The organism is Pseudanabaena sp. SR411 (genome assembly GCF_002251945.1).
Lineage (GTDB): Bacteria > Cyanobacteriota > Cyanobacteriia > Pseudanabaenales > Pseudanabaenaceae > Pseudanabaena.
In genome coordinates, this window is sequence record NZ_NDHW01000086.1 from 15,710 (window position 1) to 37,871 (window position 22,162).

The window sequence follows — 22,162 nt, forward strand, 5'->3', positions numbered from 1 at the left end:
TTGCCCAATACATTGACTATAGTATTTATGCTCAAAAGCTATAGTGCGATCGCAACAAACATAAAAACTAAATGAGTAAAACTCTAAAAAACAATACACTAAGAAATCTAAAGTAGAATTTCTAAACTAAAGTCAAGATCCAAAATATTTGCTGGAGCAATTGGGCTAAAATAGGATCAGCAGGGGAACACTATGCAAGCTAACTTTGCAAATTTTGCAAGTTACCTAAGCCCTACAAGCATGGAAAAAAGCTAGAGCTACCCCCCTACAGAAATAATCAAAGTTTCTTAGGGAAATGCCATTCGGGATAGGTAGATATGCGTTTCGATCCATATTTTTATCCTGCATTGAGTCTATAATGCCATCGCAGAGCTATCAAGATCGTCTCTAAGAAGATAGATTAACTTCCACAGTTTCGTTTTGATAAGTCGAATCTATCGAAGTTATTTGTCTGTACTAATCGTCGAAATCTTGACTGTCGTTGATTTGCGATGTTGATGTTTGCTTCTAGTTTGTGTTTGTAAGTAGCTCTTTACTTTGTTGTTATCCCTTGTTTGCTCTAATTTGCTCACCTTAAACAATCGCTCGACCTTCGCCTCATGGAATTCTCGATTAATCAACTGTTAGACAATTTCTCTGATGACAAGCTAGTTACGCCCAAAGCGATCGAAAAAAAACTTGGGATCGGTGATGACAACAAAAGTGTTCGTCGGCTCCAAGTTGCCCTCGATGCGCTTGAAAAAATCGGTATTCTTGAAAAAGACAAAGGACGATACCGCCGCATCCAAGAAGAAGGTTTGGTAGAAGGTCGTTTGCGTTGTTCAAGTAAAGGTTTTTGCTTTGCGATCCAAGATGTCGAGGGTGCTGAAGATATCTACGTGCGCGAGAGCCGTTTAAGTAATGCTTGGAATGGAGATCGCGTTTTAGTGCGGGTGACTAAAGATGGCGTGCGGCGGCGATCGCCTGAAGGGGAAGTCCGTTTGATCCTTGAGCGATCAAATCCAACTTTGCTTTCGACCGTGAAATTCACGGATGATAGTTATCGAGCCGTACCGCTAGATGATCGCCTATTGTTTGAAGTAGAGCTAATACCAGACGAGGAAACTCCCGATCTCAGTGTGGCAAATGGCAAACTCGTACATTTGGAAATGGTGAGATTTTCCTTAGGTAATCACTTACCTTTAGGACGCATTTTGCAGATTTTGGGCGATGATGCCGAATCGACTAATGATATTGATCTGGTATGTTGCAAACATAATTTGCCCAGAAGATTTAGTGCCAAGGCTTTGACGGCCGCAGCAAGTTTACCTAGGGGTGTGCGAAAAGCTGACCTCAAACATCGTCTTGATTTACGCAAGACCCTAACCGTCAGAATCGGTAATGCCTCAGCAATTTCGATCGCAGAGGTCGATACTGGCTGGGAATTGGGAGTACATATTCCTGATGTAGCGACCTATGTGACGGCAGGTTCACCTTTGGATTTGGAAGCTCAGAAGCGTCTACGGTCATTTTTCTTGGGTGATACCATTTTGCCGATGTTACCTGAGATGAATGTATTTAATCAGCCCGAATATCTCACAATGTCGGTGTTGATTAAATTGGATCACGAAGGAAATATGCTTTCTTTTGAGATTCAGCCTTCAGCAGTACTGGTTCGAGCAAACTTGAGTTATCAGAGAGCGCAACAAATTCTTGATGGGAAAGTAGCAGTTGATGAGGATGCTCCTAGCCAAGAAATTGATACAGAAGTAGAAGAGTTAGTCCATCTAATTGCCAAGGTGGGAACTTTACTACAAGAGCGATCTAATGCGATCAGACTGGTATTGCCACAGATTCCTTCTCAAGAGGCGGACGAGGGAGTGCGTGGCTTGACGGTAGTTCCCTTAACTTTGCAGATCTCTGGCAAGGTTACAGAAGTAATGATCTTGGCAAATAAAGCGATCGCTTCGCATCTACAGTCTCTATCAATCCCAAGTATTTATTTGCGACAGATTCCTCCTGATCAAGGTAAGGTTGATGACTGGACGAAGTTATTGGAGAGCATGGGAATTGCAGCTCAATTAGAAACACCTGAACAGATTCAAATTGCGGATTTGCATCAGATTTTGGCACAGGTGAATCAGCTTGAACAAGACGCAACTCGCGATATTCTCAAATATCTACTGATGTCTATGTTTAAGACTAATGAGTACGTACTTGCGCCATCACTCCACTTTGGATTGGGATTAATTGAGCAGCCCTATGTGCATGGTGTATTTCCACAAAATCACTATGGCGATTTACTAATCCAACGCATTTTACATACTGTATTTGAAGAAGGACGCGATCGCCGCAGCATCAGGATTAAGGATGGGGTCAACCTTCGCAGTTCTAGCGCCCATGGTCAGGTAAATTGGAGTGTTTTACCACCTGAAACAGAGCGGCAGTTAATTGAAGATTTGGAGGCGATTGTACCAAAACTCAATCAAGCTGATGCTCTGTATCACCGTTCTATTTCTGATCTGGATGGATTGCGTAAAGCGGAATTTATGAGATCGCACACAGGCGGAAATTTCTACGGCATCATCACCAGCGTTCAGTCCTATGGCTTTTTTGTAGAGATCGAATCTCTATTAGTTGAAGGACTAGTTCATGTCAGTTCCCTTAAGGATGACTGGTATGAGTTCCCATTGATCAATGGCAAAGGTAGGGCGAGAGCTTCAACTTTATTAGTTGGTCGTCGTAGTGGTCGCCAATATTGTTTGGGCGATCGCGTAGAAGTACAAGTCAAAGGGGTAGATTATTATCGCCAACAAATCGACTTAGTTGCCGTAGTGAATTCTGAAGGCGATCGTGACTTGTCTAATTCTGAATCAGGAACGAGGGCAGAATCAGAGGAACCTTTAGAGTTTTCTGAAGATATCGATGCAGAAAATTTAGAATGATCTCCCAAATAATCCCCTTGGACTGAAGTATTTCTCTACTTCCGCCTAGGTTAAACACTGAATTACTCTAGCCCCAATTACTCTTTTCCACGAGTTCTCCACCATGTCGCTTTCCCGCCTATTGGTGACCGTTCTAAACCGTCTTCAGCCATCTGCAGAGACGGTTATGCTTGTTTCGGCGATCGCTGTGGGCTTAATCAGTGGCACTGGGGTAACCCTATTTCGTAAGCTGATCTTATTTACCCAAGAATTCTATTGGCATAAGGTAGCTGTATTTCTCAGTTCCCAGTGGCATTGGGCGATCATCTTGATTCCGATGATTGGAGCGCTAGTTGTCAGCCTTGTACGCTTCAAATTAGATAAATTAGATCAAGCAGAAGCGAGGACTTCTAACCGAGAGCTAGGGCTTTCCTATTCGCAAGTCCCCCTAAAAACTGTGGCGGCCGCACTTTCTCTAGGCGCAGGCGCATCTCTTGGACCTGAGGGTCCAAGTGTGGAGCTAGGTAGCAATATTGGCTCTTTGCTGGGTCAAATGCTGCAATTTTCCAGCGAACGCATTCGGCTACTAATTGGAGCAGGGGGAGCGGCAGGGTTAGCCGCAGGATTTAATGCACCGATCGCTGGTGTATTTTTTGCCCTTGAAGTCTTACTACGTGATTCCTATCGCACTGATAAATCTAGCCCTAACTCCGATGTTAGCGTTGTCGTTATTGCCTCGGTCATTTCGGCGTTAGTTTCCCAGATTAGTCTGGGCGAACGTCCAGCTTTTAGCCTACCTGTCTACGAAGTACGCAGCTACTGGGAATTGCCTCTATACCTTGGATTAGGGGTACTGGCTAGTGTTGTCGCCCTAATGTTTACTCGCGCAATTAAACAAGCGAAGAAATTTTTTGCTGGAGAATGGGCGATCGCCCCATTTATGCAAAAGCTATCAATGCCAATCAAATTACTGATTGGTGGACTATGTGTCGGTCTGATTGCCTTAACTTTTCCTGAAGTAATTGGGATTGGTTACGAAACTGTGGAATCGATCTTGCAAGATACACCGTTTACGATTCCACTGCTAGCGATTTTGTTGGTAGTTAAACTTTTATTAACGGCGATTAGTTCTGCGAGTGGCTTTGTTGGGGGGATTTTTGCACCTTCAATTTTCTTGGGAGCCGTGTTGGGTAGTTTGTATGGTCAGGCGATCGCCAGTTTTTTACCTACTTCAATCCCGATCGCCGCTTCTCCCGCCTATGCCCTCGTCGGAATGGCTGCAGTTTTAGCAGGAACCGTTCGCGCCCCCTTAACATCAGTATTGCTGCTCTTTGAAATGACTCGCGACTACCGCATCGTCTTACCATTGATGGCAGCCGTAGGACTCTGTGCATGGGTACTTGACCAAATTGATTCATCAAAATCCGCAGATCGGATGATCATGCAATGGTCTGGTCTGCCCGCTGATATCGAAGTCCTTGAAAAAATCAAGATTGCCGAAGTCATGACCCTCAATCCCGCTTCGGTCAAATATTCAATGCCCTTGATGCAAGCCGCCCAATTTATCACCAGTGGCTATCACCATAGCGCTTTAGTATTAGATGAGATCAACCACTTGCAAGGAATTCTGACTACACAAGATCTGAAACGATTGCTATCCGCACCTGCAACTGATCGCCCCCTTGAGGACATGACTGTACAGAATATTTGCACCAAGGAAGTAATCTGTACCTTTGCCGATGAGTCTCTTGCTGAAGCTCTAAAACGCATGGCAACTAGGGACTTACGCCAGATGCCTGTGGTTGATCGCCACCAACCCAAGCGGGTAATTGGAATGGTGGATCGGCTGGCGATTACCACAGCCTATAATACAGCACTAACAAAACGAGCGATTACTGCTAGAATTACAGCGACTAAATCGACTGTACCTATTGCGAATAATACTTATACAGCTATAACTAACATTGCTAGTAATGGTTCTAGTAATATTCCGAGCAATAGTGCTAATGACAAGAGCAACGATAAAGACAATAATTTAAGTAATTTAAATAATTCTCTAAGTAACACTTTAGATAAGTAGCTAGGCTCAATTACATATAACCTCTCATAACCTGTGGCGCACGCGCAGCGTTTGCCACAGGTTATGACCCTGGGTTTTAATTATGTCCAGATACTTAGCATTTCAACCAATAACTTAAACAGAGAGTCAGATATTCATAGCTTTGAGGCGATTTCCTCTTAAAATTTACGCAGAGATTGTCTTAAATATCTGGCAATTAGCCCAAACAAGGATGTCATGGATAGCGAAGAAATACTAATTGAATTTATGGGAAATGGCGATCGCGCCAAGGGCGAGTCGATTAAATCGATCAGCACCACCAAGATTAAAGACAGCATTCAAAGACTTGCTAGCTTGGTGCAGCAACTCGCTACGGACAATGCGCCAAGTCATGCCAATGGGTTAGCACTTGATGAGGTCGAGATTTCGATCAAACTCACAGATACAGGCGAAGCAATTTTATTGGGTGATGGTCAAAGCAATGGAGCCATGACTTTACGGTTTCGTCGTCCCCAAAAAGGATTAGCGATCGCCAATACTGAGCCATCTACTCAATTACAATCACTCACTTCTAGCACAGGCGTTGACTATACTAAGTTAAGAGCTTTGCTATCCAGTGGTAAATGGCAAGAAGCCAATCAAGAAACATGGAATGTGATGTGTCAGGCTGCGCGTAAAAATCTTGGTTCGGTATTGACAGCCGAGGAAATCAAGCAAATTTCCTGTGACGACTTGCAAATCATTGATAACCTGTGGCGGCAGTATAGTCAGGGTCGCTATGGATTCAGCGCTCAAAATCAGATCTATATGTCATCAATTCTGGGGTAAGTGTATGGACGTAATTAATTACAAATTCAAACCCGTAAAGTTTAGCCCCGCAGAGCTACAAATCTAAAGGTTTGGGTAATTTATACAGGTACTTAGCAACTTCACCATCAATTCACAAGGCAAATCATAAGGGGTTAGTGTCATGGATCAGGATAAGCAAAAGCAGATTACAGGCTATTTCATTGAGGAGGCAAAAGAACATCTCCAAACAATTGAATCAGGGCTGCTCAATTTGCAATCACTGATGGGTAACTCTGAAGCGGTAAATGAAATATTCCGAGCAGCCCACTCAATTAAGGGGGGAGCAGCCATGCTGGGATTTAGTAGCATTCAACATGTTGCCCATAACTTTGAAGACTATTTTAAAGTTATGCGAGAGAATACTAATTTTCAAGTCGATCAAGATTTACAGACACTTTTTTTACAAGCTTTTGATAAATTACAAGAACTTGTCGAACATTTGCAAAGTCCTTATGGTCTGACTAAAGATGCTGTAGATACAGTTATGGCTGGTTCTGATCAAATCTTTGCGAATCTCAAAAATCATCTACAAAATTTGATCTCAGGTAAAGATACCGAAGCCACTGCGGTGGTAGGAGATCCCAAGATTGATACAAGGGGAATGTTGACCGCATTTCAATCGGAAGTCCCGCTCAAGTTGCGAAATATGCTGGAGTTATTTAAGCAGCCTGATAGTCCTCGCAGTCGTCAAAATCTAGCGGCAATTTGTAATCAGCTACAGCAAATCGGCGATCGCTTTGGTCTAGTACCTTGGTCAGTGTTGATGGAATCGGTAAACATCGCCGTATCAAATCCTAATAATCAATTTCGCACCCTCGCACCAATTCTTATCAAGGAAATCAAACAATCTCAGGAACAAGTTTTAGCGCAAAAAGCTGATCAAATTAAAGCATCACCGCAGTTATTGCAGTTGCTTCCCGCTAATGTGACAAGCAAGTCCTCAGCACCTAAAATGGCTTCCTCACAGACTACTAAAGCGGCTAATATTGCTTCGGAGAATACTTCAGCCGATGAAGTGAGTAAGATTTTTGGTGCGGTGATCGAAGAAGATAAAGCGATGAAAGGTTGGCAAGTCTTTAGCGATTGCGTTGGGTGGCGACAAAACGGAACTTGGATCGCCTCCAATGCCACTTCTCCTCAAACTACTCCTGATGGACATTTCCCCACACCGCTTTGGCTAGCATCATGGCATCAGTCCAAGGATTCTAAAGCCAAAGAGTTTCAGGCGCAGTATGCTGCTCTCTTAGCGAAGATTGCTAGCTGTAATATCAATTAATTATCGTAGTGAGAATGGGCGGCATTTTGCGCCGCCCATTCTCATGACAAAATTTTACCGTTTACTTTAAAGAGGGTTTATTCTGTGAGGAGTTTGTTTGCCACAATTTTGGCGATTAGTGCTAGTACTTCAGCTTTGCCTGCGATCGCTAATTCCCTTAAAGATGTATCTGTTAGTCCCAAATCAACGAACTTTCTAAGTACTATTGCCACTGGGAATATCCAGAATCCTGCATCTAGTCAATTTGCCCGACGTTCTCTTGATCTCGCTAAGCAGATTCCCATAGATGTAATCGGATTAGTTGTGGTTGATCTGAATGCAGACTCTTGGAATGCGTTAGGCAAATCTCAAACTACTGATCCAATTTCTGCACTTGACAAATTATTGACATTTTTCGGTCAATTTCCCGAAATCTCCATTGCTAAGGATATTCAACCTTGGCTGGGCAAAGAAATGGCGATCGCCTTTTCGGCGAATACCGAAGACAAACTGGAGTTAACTTTTACAGCTTTATCTCCAGTTGCAGATGGACAGAAATTTGAGCTTTTTCTGAATAAGTTAAAGAGTCTCGATTTGCCAAAACCGACAGAAACGCTGTATCAAAATGTCAAAATTCTGGAATGGCAACTAGAAGAAGAATCTATTGGAGACAAGAAACCAGTTCTATCTCAGAAAAAACCAGCAATCACATTGAAATCTTTGTTAAGCAATAAACAAGATAATGCGCCTGATACAGATGATCAAGAAGAAGATGCTGATTCTGAAGAAGAACCAATTTTACCTAGCGTTCCTGATTTCAGCTTAAAACGCTTCGCGATCGCCAAGTTACCGAGTGGAGTTGCGGTGATTTCTACCAATCGCCAAGCAATCCAGAAAATGATTGACACATCTATTGAAACTTCTGAACTGAGGTTAACACCTCTCGCTGATCATCCTCTGTTTTTGCGATCGCTCAATAATCCTCTGTGGAACCGATCGCTGATTGCAGGTTACGGTGATTTTAAAGGGCTGGGTCAAATTTCTGAGCTTGTGGCTGCGGATCTACCTGAGACTTCGGAAATTCCGGGATTTAGTCGAGCAGAATATATTGAAGGCTTGAAATATACGTTGGGGCAGTACAGCAGTTTTGATCTATTTACATGGGTAACGCCCAAAGGTATTCGTAGTCAGAGTAATAGTTATTTCTCGGAAGGGCGATCGCCTCTACCCAAGGATACCGAAACTCGCGATCGTCTGCTGTCTTACCTGCCCTCAAATCTCTATGGAGCAATTACCAGCCGCAATCTCAATCGTCAATGGCAATGGTTTGTGGAAGAGTCAAAAATGCAACCGTCCTACAAAATTTTTGTTGAAGGATTGCGAATGATTACTCCTTTGATTGTTGGTTCTGGATTAGATCTCGACATTGAGAAAGATATTATCTCTTGGATGGATGGAGAATACGCAGTTGTTGTGTTTCCTAGCGATCACTCTCCTTTTAAAGAGATTGGTGTTGATCTGACCATAGGAGCATTAATTCGTACATCCAATCCTGAAGCGGCTAATGCAACTCTTGCCAAATTAGCCAAATTTTTTACTGGATTTACGGAAATGGACGAGAATATTCTCCAATTGAAAAAGCGTCAAGTGGGGACTACTTTACTAACCAGCTTTGAGTTTCCTGATAATCGAGTTGCGGGTAAAACCCAGAGCATTTTTGCCTATGGCTGGCGCGATCGCCAGACTTTAATGTTGACCTTGGGTGCAAATACTGCATCGGCTTTTATTCCCATCCCTAAGCCTGCTCTGGCTGAATCAGAGATGTTTCGCGATGCGATCGCCGATATGCCCCAACCAAACTTTGGCTATTTTTATCTCAATGCTAATGCGATCGCCAAACAAGTCGCGACTTTGGGATTCCTCTTGTTCGCACCTAATTCTGATATTCCACCCAGTCAAGATAAGTCATCGCAACCAGTGCTACCCGCCGAGATCCAAAAGGCAATTGATCGACTTGGGGGTGCAGTTTTTGTCTATTCCGAAACTAGAGATCGCTTTCAGTCTGATTTCTTCCTTGGACTAAATCCATAGCCTCAATCGCAACATCTTGCGTTGCTATAGCAAGACAATTTATAGCATCATTGCTATGGGAATCATATATGATTCCCATAGCAATGATGGTTTAACAAATGTCTGATATGTCAACTCAACTGCAAAAATTAGTAATTGCCAGCGGAAATGCTGGCAAGATAGAAGAGTTTCGCGCTTATTTAGCAGACCTAGGTGTAACGCTGATTCCCAAACCTGACAGTATTGATGTCGAGGAAACAGGCACAACTTTTGTTGAGAACGCTCATCTTAAGGCTTCTCAAGTGGCGATCGCTACGGGAGAATGGGCGATCGCCGATGACTCTGGGTTAGAAGTAATCGCTCTGGATGGCGCTCCAGGAGTACTTTCCGCAAGGTATGCTGACACAGATAGCGATCGCATTAATCGAGTTTTATCTGAACTTAGTCATCACTCTAATCGGGAAGCGCAATTTATTTGTGCGATCGCGATCGCCTCACCCGATGGCGAGATCGCTGCTGATGCTGTTGGCGTTTGCAAAGGGGCGATCGCCAATGCTCCCCGTGGTAATCATGGATTTGGATATGATCCGATTTTCTTAATACCAGAGTTTCAGCAGACCTTTGGCGAAATTCCACCAGAAATTAAAGCCAAAATAAGCCATCGTGCTAATGCGCTCTCCATACTGCGCTCTAAATTGCAACATATCCTATAGAAAAAGACAAGTGGCGGCGCGAAGCGCCGCCACTTGTCTTTGGGGAAAGTCTTGCTTAGCAAGCCGTTGAAAGTTATTCGAGTGACATCACTGACTGAATCACATTATTTCTGGTAATAATATCAATTAGTTCCTGTTTGACTTCTTCCGCTTGTTCGTTATTAATCTGACAAGTACCCGCATTAGCATGTCCACCACCTTCGTACCTCAACATCAGCTCACCAATATTGATCGAACAGGTACGATTGAGAACTGACTTGCCAACTGCAAAAACAGAATTCTGTTTTTGTCTTCCCCACATCTGATGAATAGAGATATTACACTCAGGATATAGAGCATAAACCATAAAGCGATTGCCTGCATAGATTGTTTCTTCTTTCTGCAAGTTCACTATAACCAGTTTATCGTGGACTTCCGCACAGTGCTGAATCTGTCTCTTAAATATCTCTTGCTGCACAAAATAAAGTTCTACTCTCTCTTTAACATTCGGAAGTTCCATAATTTGTTCAATGGTCATGCTCCGACAAGCCTCTACCAATTCCATCATTAAGGCATAGTTAGAAATCGTAAACTCACGAAATCTCCCCAAACCTGTCCGCGAATCCATTAAAAAGCTCAATAATACCCATCCCTGAGGATGGAGAATGTCATCTATATCAAACTGTGCTGAATCGCATTTGTCTACTGCTTGCATCATTGCTTGCGAGATCTGGGGAAACTTTAATTTGCCACCATAATAGTTATAAACAACTCTTGCCGCCGATGGAGCTTCACCTTCGATAATATGATTTTCAGGCGTATCATAAATTCGCATCGTTTCACTTGTATGGTGATCAAAGACTAAATATGCGCCTTCTATATATGGCAAGTTAGTCAAAATATCGCGATCGCAGACCTCGACCTTACCATCTTGGACATCTTTAGGATGGACGAATAGGATCTCATCGATCATATCGAGTTCTTTGAGCAATACGGCACTGACAACACCGTCGAAGTCGCTACGCGTAATTAATCGATATTTTTTGGTTGCGGCTGACATAAGCTGAGACCTTTGATAATCTTACAAATATTACGATTCTGTTCATAACTATAGCGCTTTGCGTTTAACTATAGCGGTAGCCAATAAAGTTCTTAAGTATAGGGAGGTAGTGCCAAAGAAATAATGATTTTGGAGTCAAGAAGAAATTTTTTGTTGCAATGATTGAGATACTTTATCAAACTCAAGCTCTAATTTCTGAAGTATTACATCTATGGTTTCGACCTTGCTAGGATGACTATTCGATTTACAAAAATGGCTTAATTCTTTACAGATTGCGACAAGTCTATCGGCTCCTAATGTACCGCATCCGCCTCTCAGTGAATGGTTTTCAAAACTGATAGTTGCAAAATCTAGTTGATTTAAAGCTTGCCGCATTCTCGCGATCGCTTGTCCTGATTCTGTTAAGTAAGAGTTAATGATTTCACCAAGCGCCTGTTTACTTATACATTTCTCTAAAATATTTAAGGTTGACGCATTAATTACCGCAAGCCCAGCTATAGAAGCAGCTACTTGTAAGTAGACATTAGATGTAGTAATAGATTGCTCAATATCACTAAATTTGGCTTTTGATGGCTCAAGTAATTGCTTTGTTAATGGTTCTAGGTTTTGAGTTTGCAGTTCAGCTTTAGTTTGCTCAGACTGAGGTTTACTTAATTGTAAATTCTCTGAAATTCTTTGTAGAGTCGTAATTAAATCTTCAATTTGGAGTGGTTTGGTCAGGTAATCATTCATTCCCGCCGATAGAGCTGTATCACGAGATTCTTTAAAGGCATTTGCCGAAAGCCCAATCACCCAAGGATTGCGTCTTGGCATCCGTCGAATATGCTGACAAGCCATCAAACCATCCATGATGGGCATTTGTATATCCATAAAAACTAAATCATAGGCTTGTCTTTCTAAAGCATTAACCGCTTCCAATCCATTTGCTACTGCATCTCCTTTATATCCTAAACGTTCTAGCATTAATAAAAGAATTTGCTGATTTACAGAGTTGTCTTCTACAATCAAAATTTGGAAAGGATAGCGACTCGCAAAATTACTGTTTAGTTGGGAAGTATTGATGAGGCTTATTGATTGAGAGGAATCAGTTAAAAACAGGTTTGAAAATACTTGATAAAGCTTTGATGCTGTAATTGGCTTGGTTAAATAGCCAGTAACACGAATAGAACTAGGAATATCAATAGATGCGACTGAAGTTAACAGAATAATTGGTAAAGAGGGGAAAAGCTCGTGAATATTTCTAGCTAAATCTAATCCATCTATTAATCGATCTATTGATTGGAGATGACGGTCAATTAAGATAGCATCATATTTTGATGAACTTAAGCATTGTAAAGCTTCCACTTCAGAGAAGGCGGATTGCCCAAATATACCCCATGCCTCAGTATAAACCTGAATCACTTGTTGAATTGTGGCATTGCTATTAACGATCAATACCTTTTTTTGGTTTAGTTCAGGGGCGATCGCCAAAGCTTCTACAGCGATCGCTTGAGTGCGGATAAAGAAGCTAAAAGTTGTCCCCTGCCCCACTGTACTTTCAACTTGAATTTCGCCTCCCATGAGTTTACAAAGTTGCTTACTGATTGCTAATCCTAAGCCCGTACCACCATATTGCCTCGTAATCGAACTATCTGCTTGGCTAAAAGGTTTAAACAGTCGCTTGATCGACGCTAGATCTATCCCAATTCCTGTATCACGCACGGCAAAATTTAGTTGATAGGTATCTGAGTCTGACTCGATCAAAGTCGAACTCACCCTAATCGCTACTTCCCCATTTTCTGTAAATTTGATCGCATTACCAACCAGATTTACTAAAATCTGTCGCAGACAAGTGGAGTCACTAATAATCCGTTGCGGTACGTCCAAATCAATTAGAGCCGATAGCTCTAGAGATTTCTCGGCAGCCTGAGAGGACATCAAGTCGAGGATCTCTTCAATACAAGTTCCTAAATCAAAGGGATGTTCTTCTAGTTCGATTGTACCCGATTCAATTTGAGAGAAGTCCAGAATCTTATTAATCACTGATAGAAGAACTTCGCCACCTTGTCGAATCCCCGCAACAAATTGGTGTTGTTGAGGGGAAAGAGGTGTATTACTTAAGAGTCCAGCCATACCAATGACCGCATTCATGGGTGTGCGGATCTCGTGACTCATTGCAGCCAAGAATTCACTCTTAGCTTTGTTAGAAGCTTCGGCTACCGTCGCAGCAGCTAATTTCGCATCATTTTGTTTTTTCTCAGTGATATCCTCAACACTCACGACAAACTGTACAGGACAGTTATCAATATCTCGGATTAAGCTGACACGACTGATCGCATCAACTATTTCACCATTTTTGTGGATGTATTGTTTTTCTAGAATTGTACTTTCCGTTTCTCCTACTAATAGTTTGTTTAGATGCGCTAAAGTTAACTCGATAGAATCAGGATGAGTGATATCAATAGCAGATATTTGCAGTAATTCTTCAGGAGTATAGCCATAGATCTTACAAATATCTTTATTAACAGTTAAAAATTTTCCTTCTAAACTAAGTGTCGCCATCCCCATTGGCGCATTATCAAAAGACACCTTTAGCAATTGCTCATTCTGCCTTAATTCATTAGTACGTTTTTGTACTTTTTCTTCTAAAGAAGAGTTGAGATTTTGCAGATTTTGATAGAGTTCTGCTTGTTGAATAGCGATCGCTAATTGTACTGATAATTGCTGAAGTAGTCGTAAATCTACATCTTCCCAACTACGTGTAGTTGAACATTGATGAACAACTAGTAGCCCCCATAGAAGAGGGGAAGAATTACTGGCATCAATATCAAAATACTGAGTGGTTTCAGGTAAAAGAATGGGAACTACTAAATTCGCTTTTACTTGAAATCGTTCTAACAATTGAATATGACAATCAGTTAAATTAGCCTTATGAATATCATTGGCAGCAAAAATTTTACCCTGTCGGTATGCGCCCCCTAAGTTATCGCGAAAACAAGTATCAACAATATTGCTGTGAAGACTTGGCTCCCAAGGAGGATCGACAGCTTCAGCGACGATTATGCCACTCATGTTCGGATTGAACTTGTAAATTACAGTGCGATCAGCCTTGAGAAAGTCTTTAACATCTTGGACGATCGCTTCATAAATTTTATTGAGTTCCAATGATCGCCTAACGTGCAGAGAAATTTCAGAGATTAAAGCCTCTTGTTGTTGCGATCGCTGAAGTTTATGAAATAAGGTAAACCGATCCAGCAATCTGTGTATAGCTCGACGCAACAATACAGCACTAATCTCATCCTTGATCAAATAGTCGGCAGCCCCCAGTTTGATCGCATTAGCGGCGGTAATACCATCTTCATATCCAGTCAGCATAATTACTGGTAGCTTGGGATCAACAATCCCTGAGCTGATAATCTCTAAAAGATCGATTCCATTCCCATCAAGCAAATTAAAGTCCAGCAACATGATGTCTGGATTCTGCGATCGCCAAAGAAATAGTGCCTCTTTGATATTGTCAGATTCTGTAATCTGATAGTTAGTGGTGACATCCGCTTGAATATAATGGCGATAAATAGACCGATCTTTTTCACTATTATCTACAATCAAAACCTTTACTTGAGTAGGTAATGATTGTGAATTGTGTGACGAGATCAGGTTATTTGCAAAATTAAACATTGAATATTTATAAAAAGTACCCTATAGCAAATCATAAAGAATAACTACTAAGAGCGTGTTTGAGAAGTTTTGCTTTAGCCGAAAAATTATGTATATTGGCTTCTTAGACACGCTCTAAACCTTTCGCGAAATATAGAGTTTAGTTCTATTGAAATTAGCCGTATCTGTACATTTATATGCTTTTTGGTTATAGGTTACGAGTAATATAGCAATCCTAAATGGTTTGTGGAAGCGCACCCCGAAGGGGTGCGCTTCCACAAACCCAAAAATCTACAAATGATTTAGGACTGCTATATGATGAACCTATTCTATTAAGTATAACCGTTGCTATTCTGAATTAATCCCAAAAAAGAGATAGAGCGCTTGGCACTCCATCTCTTTTTTGGCTAAGCCCAGTCGTCTTGACCTTCATCCCTCCCCATATAGACCTTGCCGATCGCATGGATCTGTCGGGTTTTGGTAAATAATTCTTCCTCAGTTAACTGCCAATTATGGAGAACCTTGAGTAAATCCGCCTGAATATCTCGCGCTCCTACAAATCCTTTATAGCGAATACTCAAACGAGCTAGCTCGGCATAATCGCGATTACTTGGCGTGATTTGCGCCAATAATTCATTTACGATTTGACGATCTTTGGTGTACTGAGGATGTCTCTGATCTTTTACTTCTGCCATAAAAACTCATACTAAGTACTTGTGCAAAATAAATTACCCAAATCCGTAAAGTTGCTCCCCACAGGGGAGCAACTTTACGGATTTGGGTTTGTAATTAATTATGCCCATCTACATATAAAGGGCGCAAAGCGCCGTTTATATTATTGCCTCAAAATAACTACTTCGTTACCAGTGACAGGGGTACGTGCAATTAGATGATTTTCAGCATCAGCCACGAATAGTTTCTTGAAATTCAGCGACTGAGAACGATTTTGTAAATCTGTCACCAATTGAGTTTGCTGACTTGGCTCCAACTTGTACCATTCGTCATTGAGCGCCACAACCAATCGTCCACGCTTAAAGTCGGTCTGTACCGAACCAAATAAAGATTCGCCGTACTGCTTTGCTACTTCGGAAACTTGGGTTTGGATTTTGGCGATCGCAATTTGTTCGGATGTAAGAGGTACATCACCCCGTTCTGGCTTTACCAAATCTTTATTGACAACTGGTGCTTGCTTCTTAGCAACAGTGCTAACTGGCTTGTTAATCGGTGCTGGTGTATCTGCAACCTTCTTAACATTTTGGCTGTGGGCATGGGATGGCTTCAGAATAATCAATAGAGAAAATAAAGTGACCAAAGCCACAGTACCAGCCCGCTTATCCAGAATCCGTTTAACCTCATCAGACAGGGGAACCTGTACCGCAATCCCACTGATGGATCGCCAAATTGGCGCAGTCGCAGTTACAGTCTTTTTCCAAGCATCGTTTTCTTGGAGCTTTTCCCAAGAATTTACTAAAGAAGGGGTAGCCGCCGCTTTAGCCGAAGTTTTTTGCCAAATATTGGTGGCGATCGGATCGAGCTTGTCTACAGAGAGTTGTAAGAATGCCAAAATTTTTGGTGTGACTTGCTCTTTGACAAATTTCCAAGCAATGCCAAACTCCTGCTTAACTTGGGCTACTAGGGGAGAGTCGGCTTCTGTCGAGGCATTAAGTAAACCTGCTGCTTCACCTGTCGCATCTAAAGTACTTTCTTGACCTTCTAGACTTTGTTGAAGTTTCGTTAAGGCAACAATTAAAGCGGCGATCGCCTTAGCTGAAAGTACCTTCCCTATATCTAAAGCTTTATTGATCGTAGGATTGCTAGAAGGATTCTCGGTACTTGTTGTAGTGGAGGATGTATCCTCACCATCCGTGGTCGTCAAATTTGATTTAGTGAGCTTCGTTTGTAGGTTACGCAGTGCAGGCAACAAACTTTTAACAAGTTTAAGTAATAGCGCTTGCAACTGCGGCTGCACTTTTGTCCAAGTCTGCCCAACTTGCTTAGAAACGCCCTCAATTACTTCTTTAGTTTTGTTTTCTGTCATAACTGCCTCCTGTCACAATTCACACGGTTGTCATGAAAAGTATCACAAATTATGCAGTGAGAGTAACATATCTTGAGCCATTTCTTAGTATTACAACGCTTTACGCTGAAGACAAACCCAATATTTTTGTTAAAAGTGTTTCTCTGCAACAGTTTCAACAAAAATATTGTGGTTTGTTTAACAGCAAAGTATTGTCAGTAATTGTAAAGCGATCGCTATAGGAATGAGGATTTGGTTACAAGGCTTTGTATTCCCTTAAATCTTTATGTTTTAAAAGCTATAAACAGCAAACAAAGCCCTATCCTTAATTTTACCTTTACTTCCTGCGTCCCGATACATGTAGCAATCCTAATTCATTCATGAGACTAAATGGTTTATAAGAGTTTGCCCCAAAGTGGCAAACTCTTATAAACCATTTAGGATTGATATACATAATTGCTATAGTTTAGTTAAGCTTAATTACTTAGTTCTTATTCTTGCTTTAACCACCGTCTTTATTAACATAAACACCACTTAAATATCATGCGTATTCTCGCTCTAGCTTGGGAATTTCCACCACGCATCATTGGAGGAATTTCTCGCCACGTAGCTGAGCTATATCCTGAAATTGTTAAGCGTGGTCATGAGGTACATTTAATCACTGTCGCTGTCGAAAATGAGCCATTAGAAGTGATAGTTGATGGCATTCATGTATACCGCATCCCTGTTGGAGTCAATAATGACTTTTTCCAATGGGTTTGGCAAATGAATATGAATATGCTGAACTTTGCGAGAGAGTTTTTGGCAGTTAATTCTATGGATTTACTCCATGCCCATGATTGGTTGGTTGAAGAAACGGCGATCGCCATTACTAACGAATTTCAGATTCCGCTAGTTACCACGATCCATGCTACAGAATATGGACGATGCCACGGGATTCACAACGACACACAAAGATATATTCACCATCGGGAAATCCTCTTAACTCAAGCATCCCAACGAGTGATTGTCTGTTCTGAGTATATGCGTGGCGAATTGCAACGGGCGCTAGATTGTCCTGCCGAAAAGACTGATGTGGTTTATAACGGGCTAAGTGTTGAGCGTTGGCAAAATATCACTGCGGAGCATCAACATGATCTTGAAGATCTACGAGCGCGATACGCCAAACCTGAGGAAGCGATCATCTACTTTGTAGGACGGATAACCTATGAAAAAGGAATTTACATCTTGCTTAATGCCATGCCAAAGGTAATTGCGGCGATGAATGATCAAGTGCGTCTAGTAATTATTGGGACTGGCGATGCTTATTCAATTTTGCTACAACGACAAGCTTGGGATCTGGGGATCTATCACAAAGTTTTATTTACTGGCTTTATGGCAGATGTTGACTTTTGGAAATTTCAGAAAGTGGCTAATTGTGCAGTGTTTCCCAGCTTGTATGAGCCATTTGGCATCGTCGCCCTTGAGAGTTTTGCTGCCAAGATTCCACTCGTAGTTTCTGATACGGGCGGATTACCAGAAGTAGTTCGTCATAAAGTTACGGGACTAGTAACGCGAGTTAATGATGCTGATTCCTTAGCTGAGGGGATCATCGAAGTTTTACAAAATCCTGAATACGCCAAAACCTTAGTTCAAAATGCCCAGTCAGAGCTAAGAGAACGCTTTGCGTGGGGGAAACTCGCAGAACAAACTGAAGCTGTTTTTTTAAAGGTCAAACATTATTAGGTTAGACCACAGCAGAAATAGTTTGTGATTTTAGCAATAAGGTTTTAATTTGTGGTGAGTTGCGTAACCCTGATGGTGAAGGCAGAAAAGATAAAAGCACTGTCAAAAGAGCGATCGAAACCATGCTGCCAATAAAAAATTTGGTAAACCATAATTCGCTGGAATCAGGGTTTGGATTCAAATTGTGAGAGGACATAATATTTTTCATGTTTACAATATTGCTTGAGTATATGTAGTTACAGACGAATCAATTTACAAAAGGAGTTCCCCAAAAGTTCCAGTTTTCTTTATTGAAGGGCGATCGCCATTTCTCGATCAAGATTCTTTCTAGTTGTTGTCGGGGTCGTGTGGCTGAAGGAGCATTCCACCAGAAGGTCATGACAACTTGTGTCGGCACATTGTGGGTGGTATGCAGTTCACGGTAATTAAGGAGATACCGTTTGCAGTCATGCATTCCTTTCCATCGCTTATGAGAACGACATGTCTCACCTATATACAGTAACACGGGTGATTGCGTCTCGCTGGTGAGATCGATCACAAAGTATATGCAAGCGTCGTCACTACCACAACTAGGCAATCGATAGAATTCCGCAGGTTGAATTGGTAAGGAAAAGGGATTAATCGTATGGGGATCGCAGTGACTAGACGGCATGTCAAATAGAGATGTTTGAACTGCGGGGATCATTGTGGTGATAGAACTCTGGTACTTCGCGATCACCTGTTTCCAGCCCTGTAAAGACTGACTTCCCATTTCATAATTCGCGCTACTGTCATAAACTCGCGAAGTTCGCTGAATCCCTTCATTAAAGAGCGATCCCTGTTTATACTCAGAGGATTTATTCTCATCTTTGCTGTTGTATTGAGTGGGGCGATCGCTCATAGGGATTGTTATAATCGTGAATCTTGCTTTATACATCACAGTTCACAATTATAGTTAGCCACTTTGCCAGAAACTTTACCGCCACCAATTTTATCTGGACAACCGCTGACAGCCCTTGCACCAATGCAAGATGTAACCGATCTCGCTTTCATGCAAATGTTAAGCGCATACGGCTGTCCTGATTATTATGTGACAGAATACTTTCGAGTCTATGCTAATTCCAATATCGATAAGAAAATTCTTAGGTCAATTACCCTCAATACAACGGGAAGACCTGTATTTGCTCAATTAATTGGCGAAAGTATTCCTGATATGTTGCGGATTGCTCACCAGCTTACAAAATATCCGATCGCTGGAATCGATTTAAATTTGGGCTGTCCTGCGCCGCGTGTCTATCGCAAAAATGTTGGTGGCGGTTTATTGCGCGAGCCTGAAACCATTGAGAGGATTTTTGATGCTTTGCGATCGCAAATTTCGGGACTTTTCACCGTAAAAATGCGCGTGGGTTTTGAATCAACTGATAATTTTGAAAAACTTTTAAATTTAATTAATCAATACCAAATTGATCTCCTGAGCTTGCATGGTCGCACCGTCAAGGAGTTATATCGTGGCGAAGTGCATTATGACTTGATCCGTCAAGCAGTACAAACTGTGAATTGCCCTGTATTAGCGAATGGTAATATTACTTCCTACCTCAAAGCTGAACAGGTTCTACAGGAGACGGGTGCAGCAGGCGTAATGATTGGGCGATCGGCTATCCGCAATCCTTGGATTTTTCAACAAATACGCGATCGCTTTGCTGGGAAGACCGTCCAAGTGATTACCCTTGCGGATGTGCATAAATATATTCAGCATTTATTTACGATTACTTGCCAAGACACACTTAGAGAAAAATCCCATGTGAATAGTTTGAAGAAGTTCTTGAATTTTATTGGCACTGGCATCGATCCTGAAGGCAAATTTTTGTTAGGAATGCGCTTGGTGCAGTCAAAGCAAGAACTTTTTGATTTATGCGATCGCCATTTATTGGCAAATCCTGAACAACCTTTTGCGATCGAGCCATACGAAAATCTTGTAGCTCGTCCTAGCTGTGAGTCCCAAAGCCAAGCTTAGTCAGGGTTTGTATAGCCCAAGGAATTTTTTAAAATGCTGGCTACGCCAGCATTTTAAAAAATTCCTTGGGGTTTAAGAAAGCGCAAGGCGCTGTAACTATTTAAAAATTATTACCACTATATTATGTAGTTTTGTATACTGATAGATTAATGGGATATAAAAAACGGTAATTACCAGCGTGAGTCAGCATCCTCTTGAGCAGCTAAATCGATACGATGCCAAAGCCAATGCCGCATATTACGGTCGTCGTCCTTGGTTAGCGATTAGTCGGATTTTTAAAATAATTTATTTTGCAATCAGTTTTGGACTAGCTTTTGGCTGGGATGTCTTGACTGGTAACACAGTGAGTCAGCCTAAACTCGCTGAACAGTTACGACGCATTATTACAGTACTTGGCCCCACCTATATCAAGGTTGGACAAGCATTATCAACCCGTCCCGATTTAGTACGGGTAGACTTTTTAGAAGAACTAACCAAACTTCAAGACCAGTTACCACCATTCTCTAACGAGCAAGCCTTTGCCATCATTGAGTCAGAGCTAGGTAAGCCCGTTCACACAGTTTATCGCAATATTTCTGAAGATCCTGTTGCTGCGGCAAGTTTAGGTCAGGTTTACAAGGCGACCTTGTATTCAGGGGAAGAAGTAGCGGTGAAAGTACAACGCCCCACCCTAATTCCGACGCTAACGCTCGATCTTTACCTGATGCGTTGGATTGCTGGCTGGCTGGGACCACTATTGCCACTTAATTTAGGTAATAGTCTTCAAGCGATCGTTGATGAGTTCGGTTTAAAATTATTTGAAGAAATTGACTATGCCCATGAAGCAACTAATGCTGAGCGCTTTGCTGGTTACTTCAAAAATGATCCTGATGTTAAAGTTCCATCGATCTATCGTCAGTACAGCACCCATAAAGTCCTGACCTTAGAATGGATTAATGGCATCAAGCTTAATGAGATCGAACAAATTAAATCGGCAGGCTTGAATACCGACAATCTCGTGAGAATCGGTGTAATGTCAGGTTTACGTCAACTTCTCGAATTTGGTTTTTTCCACGCCGATCCTCACCCAGGAAATCTTTTTGCCACCTACGATGGCAAGATGGCCTATATCGATTTTGGGATGATGGATCAGTTGGATCTGCAAACTAAAGAGCAGTTAGTTGATTCGGTCGTTCACTTACTGAATAAGGACTACGATGAGCTAGGACAAGACTATGTGAGACTTGGATTCTTGCAACCAGATATCGAGATGAAGCCAATTGTGAATGCCCTGGAATCAGTACTGGGCGATATCATGTCTGAGAAGGTAAAGGACTTCAACTTTAAAGTTGTCACCGATCGCTTCTCTAAGGTGATGTATGACTATCCCTTCTGTTTACCTGCTAAATTTGCGCTGATTATTCGCTCTGTGATCACTCAAGAAGGTGTGGCTCTAAGTCTCAATCCAGAATTTCGGATCGTGCAGGTTGCCTATCCCTATGTGGCAAGACGATTACTCACCGATGAGTCTGACAGTCTGCGTCAAAGGTTACTCGAAATTCTCTTTAAGGACGATAAATTCCAATGGTCAAGGTTAGAGAATTTATTGGCGATCGCTAAATCCGACGGTCAGTTTGACATCATTCCTACTGCCAGCATGGGCTTTAAGTTCCTAGCTTCTAAAGATGGCGAATATATCCGCCGCCGTATATTGCTAGCTCTCACTGAGGACAATCGTTTGCATACTGAGGAGTTAATGCGAATCTGGCAAATGATCGGTGCTGACTTAGAACCTGCGAAGTTATGGAATATGGCAGTTAAGACTTTGACTGGAGCAATGCCTAAGGCGATCGCTGCTGCTCTCCCCTTCGCTGTTTTTCAAAATTGATTTCATAATTAATTCTCTAAGTAATCCCCAAAAAGG

Annotated in this window: 16 protein-coding genes; 10 read left to right on the forward strand and 6 right to left on the reverse strand. The window is 41.8% G+C overall.

Annotated features, from left to right (window positions below; all coding sequences use genetic code 11):
• Nucleotides 1-599: 599 nt before the first annotated feature.
• The 6 genes from B9G53_RS08365 to rdgB all read left to right on the forward strand — a co-directional run bounded on the left by B9G53_RS08365 (nt 600) and on the right by rdgB (nt 9,849).
• A complete protein-coding gene (locus tag B9G53_RS08365; RefSeq protein ID WP_094531109.1) occupies nt 600-2,924 on the forward strand; it encodes a ribonuclease R family protein in 2,325 nt (774 codons plus the stop codon).
• 103 nt (nt 2,925-3,027) lie between these two features.
• A complete protein-coding gene (locus B9G53_RS08370) occupies nt 3,028-4,983 on the forward strand; it encodes a chloride channel protein (protein WP_094531111.1) in 1,956 nt (651 codons plus the stop codon).
• 216 nt (nt 4,984-5,199) lie between these two features.
• Nucleotides 5,200-5,790 carry a GUN4 domain-containing protein gene (locus B9G53_RS08375; RefSeq protein ID WP_094531113.1) on the forward strand — a complete coding sequence of 197 codons (591 nt, stop codon included), beginning with the start codon at nt 5,200-5,202 and terminating at the stop codon, nt 5,788-5,790.
• 142 nt (nt 5,791-5,932) lie between these two features.
• On the forward strand, nt 5,933-7,087 hold the full coding sequence (locus B9G53_RS08380; protein ID WP_094531115.1) for an Hpt domain-containing protein: 1,155 nt from the start codon (nt 5,933-5,935) through the stop codon (nt 7,085-7,087).
• 84 nt (nt 7,088-7,171) lie between these two features.
• Entirely contained in the window at nt 7,172-9,157 is a 1,986-nt protein-coding gene (locus tag B9G53_RS08385) for a DUF3352 domain-containing protein (protein ID WP_176453148.1), read from the forward strand.
• 98 nt (nt 9,158-9,255) lie between these two features.
• Nucleotides 9,256-9,849, forward strand: coding sequence for an RdgB/HAM1 family non-canonical purine NTP pyrophosphatase (gene rdgB / locus B9G53_RS08390; protein WP_094531119.1), 594 nt, complete (start codon nt 9,256-9,258; stop codon nt 9,847-9,849).
• A gap of 73 nt (nt 9,850-9,922) precedes the next feature.
• On the opposite strand, the gene B9G53_RS08395 is transcribed toward rdgB, so the two are convergent.
• From B9G53_RS08395 to B9G53_RS08410, 4 genes are all read right to left on the reverse strand, one after another.
• Nucleotides 9,923-10,888: an exopolyphosphatase gene (locus tag B9G53_RS08395; RefSeq protein ID WP_094531121.1), complete on the reverse strand. Its 966-nt coding sequence runs from the start codon at nt 10,886-10,888 to the stop codon at nt 9,923-9,925.
• 135 nt (nt 10,889-11,023) lie between these two features.
• Entirely contained in the window at nt 11,024-14,545 is a 3,522-nt protein-coding gene (locus B9G53_RS08400) for a response regulator (protein WP_094531123.1), read from the reverse strand.
• Nucleotides 14,546-14,931: 386 nt separating this feature from the next.
• Nucleotides 14,932-15,219 (reverse strand): DUF3288 family protein, encoded by a 288-nt coding sequence (locus B9G53_RS08405; protein WP_094531125.1) that lies wholly within the window; start codon nt 15,217-15,219, stop codon nt 14,932-14,934.
• A gap of 140 nt (nt 15,220-15,359) precedes the next feature.
• Nucleotides 15,360-16,562: a hypothetical protein gene (locus B9G53_RS08410; RefSeq protein ID WP_094531127.1), complete on the reverse strand. Its 1,203-nt coding sequence runs from the start codon at nt 16,560-16,562 to the stop codon at nt 15,360-15,362.
• 32 nt (nt 16,563-16,594) lie between these two features.
• Between B9G53_RS08410 and B9G53_RS26750 the strand changes: the two genes are divergently transcribed.
• Nucleotides 16,595-16,783, forward strand: coding sequence for a hypothetical protein (locus B9G53_RS26750; protein ID WP_141211737.1), 189 nt, complete (start codon nt 16,595-16,597; stop codon nt 16,781-16,783).
• A 301-nt stretch (nt 16,784-17,084) separates the two neighbouring features.
• The gene (locus B9G53_RS08415; protein ID WP_094531129.1) at nt 17,085-18,266 is read left to right on the forward strand and encodes a glycosyltransferase family 4 protein; all 1,182 of its coding nucleotides are present in this window, start codon (nt 17,085-17,087) and stop codon (nt 18,264-18,266) included.
• Between the two features lies 1 nt (nt 18,267).
• On the opposite strand, the gene B9G53_RS08420 is transcribed toward B9G53_RS08415, so the two are convergent.
• Together B9G53_RS08420 and B9G53_RS08425 are read right to left on the reverse strand one after the other, a co-directional pair.
• Nucleotides 18,268-18,462, reverse strand: a complete 195-nt coding sequence (locus B9G53_RS08420; protein WP_141211738.1) for a hypothetical protein — start codon at nt 18,460-18,462, stop codon at nt 18,268-18,270.
• Between the two features lie 51 nt (nt 18,463-18,513).
• A complete protein-coding gene (locus B9G53_RS08425; protein WP_254923591.1) occupies nt 18,514-19,182 on the reverse strand; it encodes a GIY-YIG nuclease family protein in 669 nt (222 codons plus the stop codon).
• 87 nt (nt 19,183-19,269) lie between these two features.
• On the opposite strand from B9G53_RS08425, the gene B9G53_RS08430 reads away from it, so the two are divergent.
• Both B9G53_RS08430 and B9G53_RS08435 read left to right on the forward strand, forming a co-directional pair.
• Entirely contained in the window at nt 19,270-20,259 is a 990-nt protein-coding gene (locus tag B9G53_RS08430; protein ID WP_094531136.1) for a tRNA-dihydrouridine synthase, read from the forward strand.
• Between the two features lie 178 nt (nt 20,260-20,437).
• Nucleotides 20,438-22,126 (forward strand): AarF/ABC1/UbiB kinase family protein, encoded by a 1,689-nt coding sequence (locus tag B9G53_RS08435; protein ID WP_094531138.1) that lies wholly within the window; start codon nt 20,438-20,440, stop codon nt 22,124-22,126.
• The last annotated feature ends 36 nt before the right edge of the window (nt 22,127-22,162 follow it).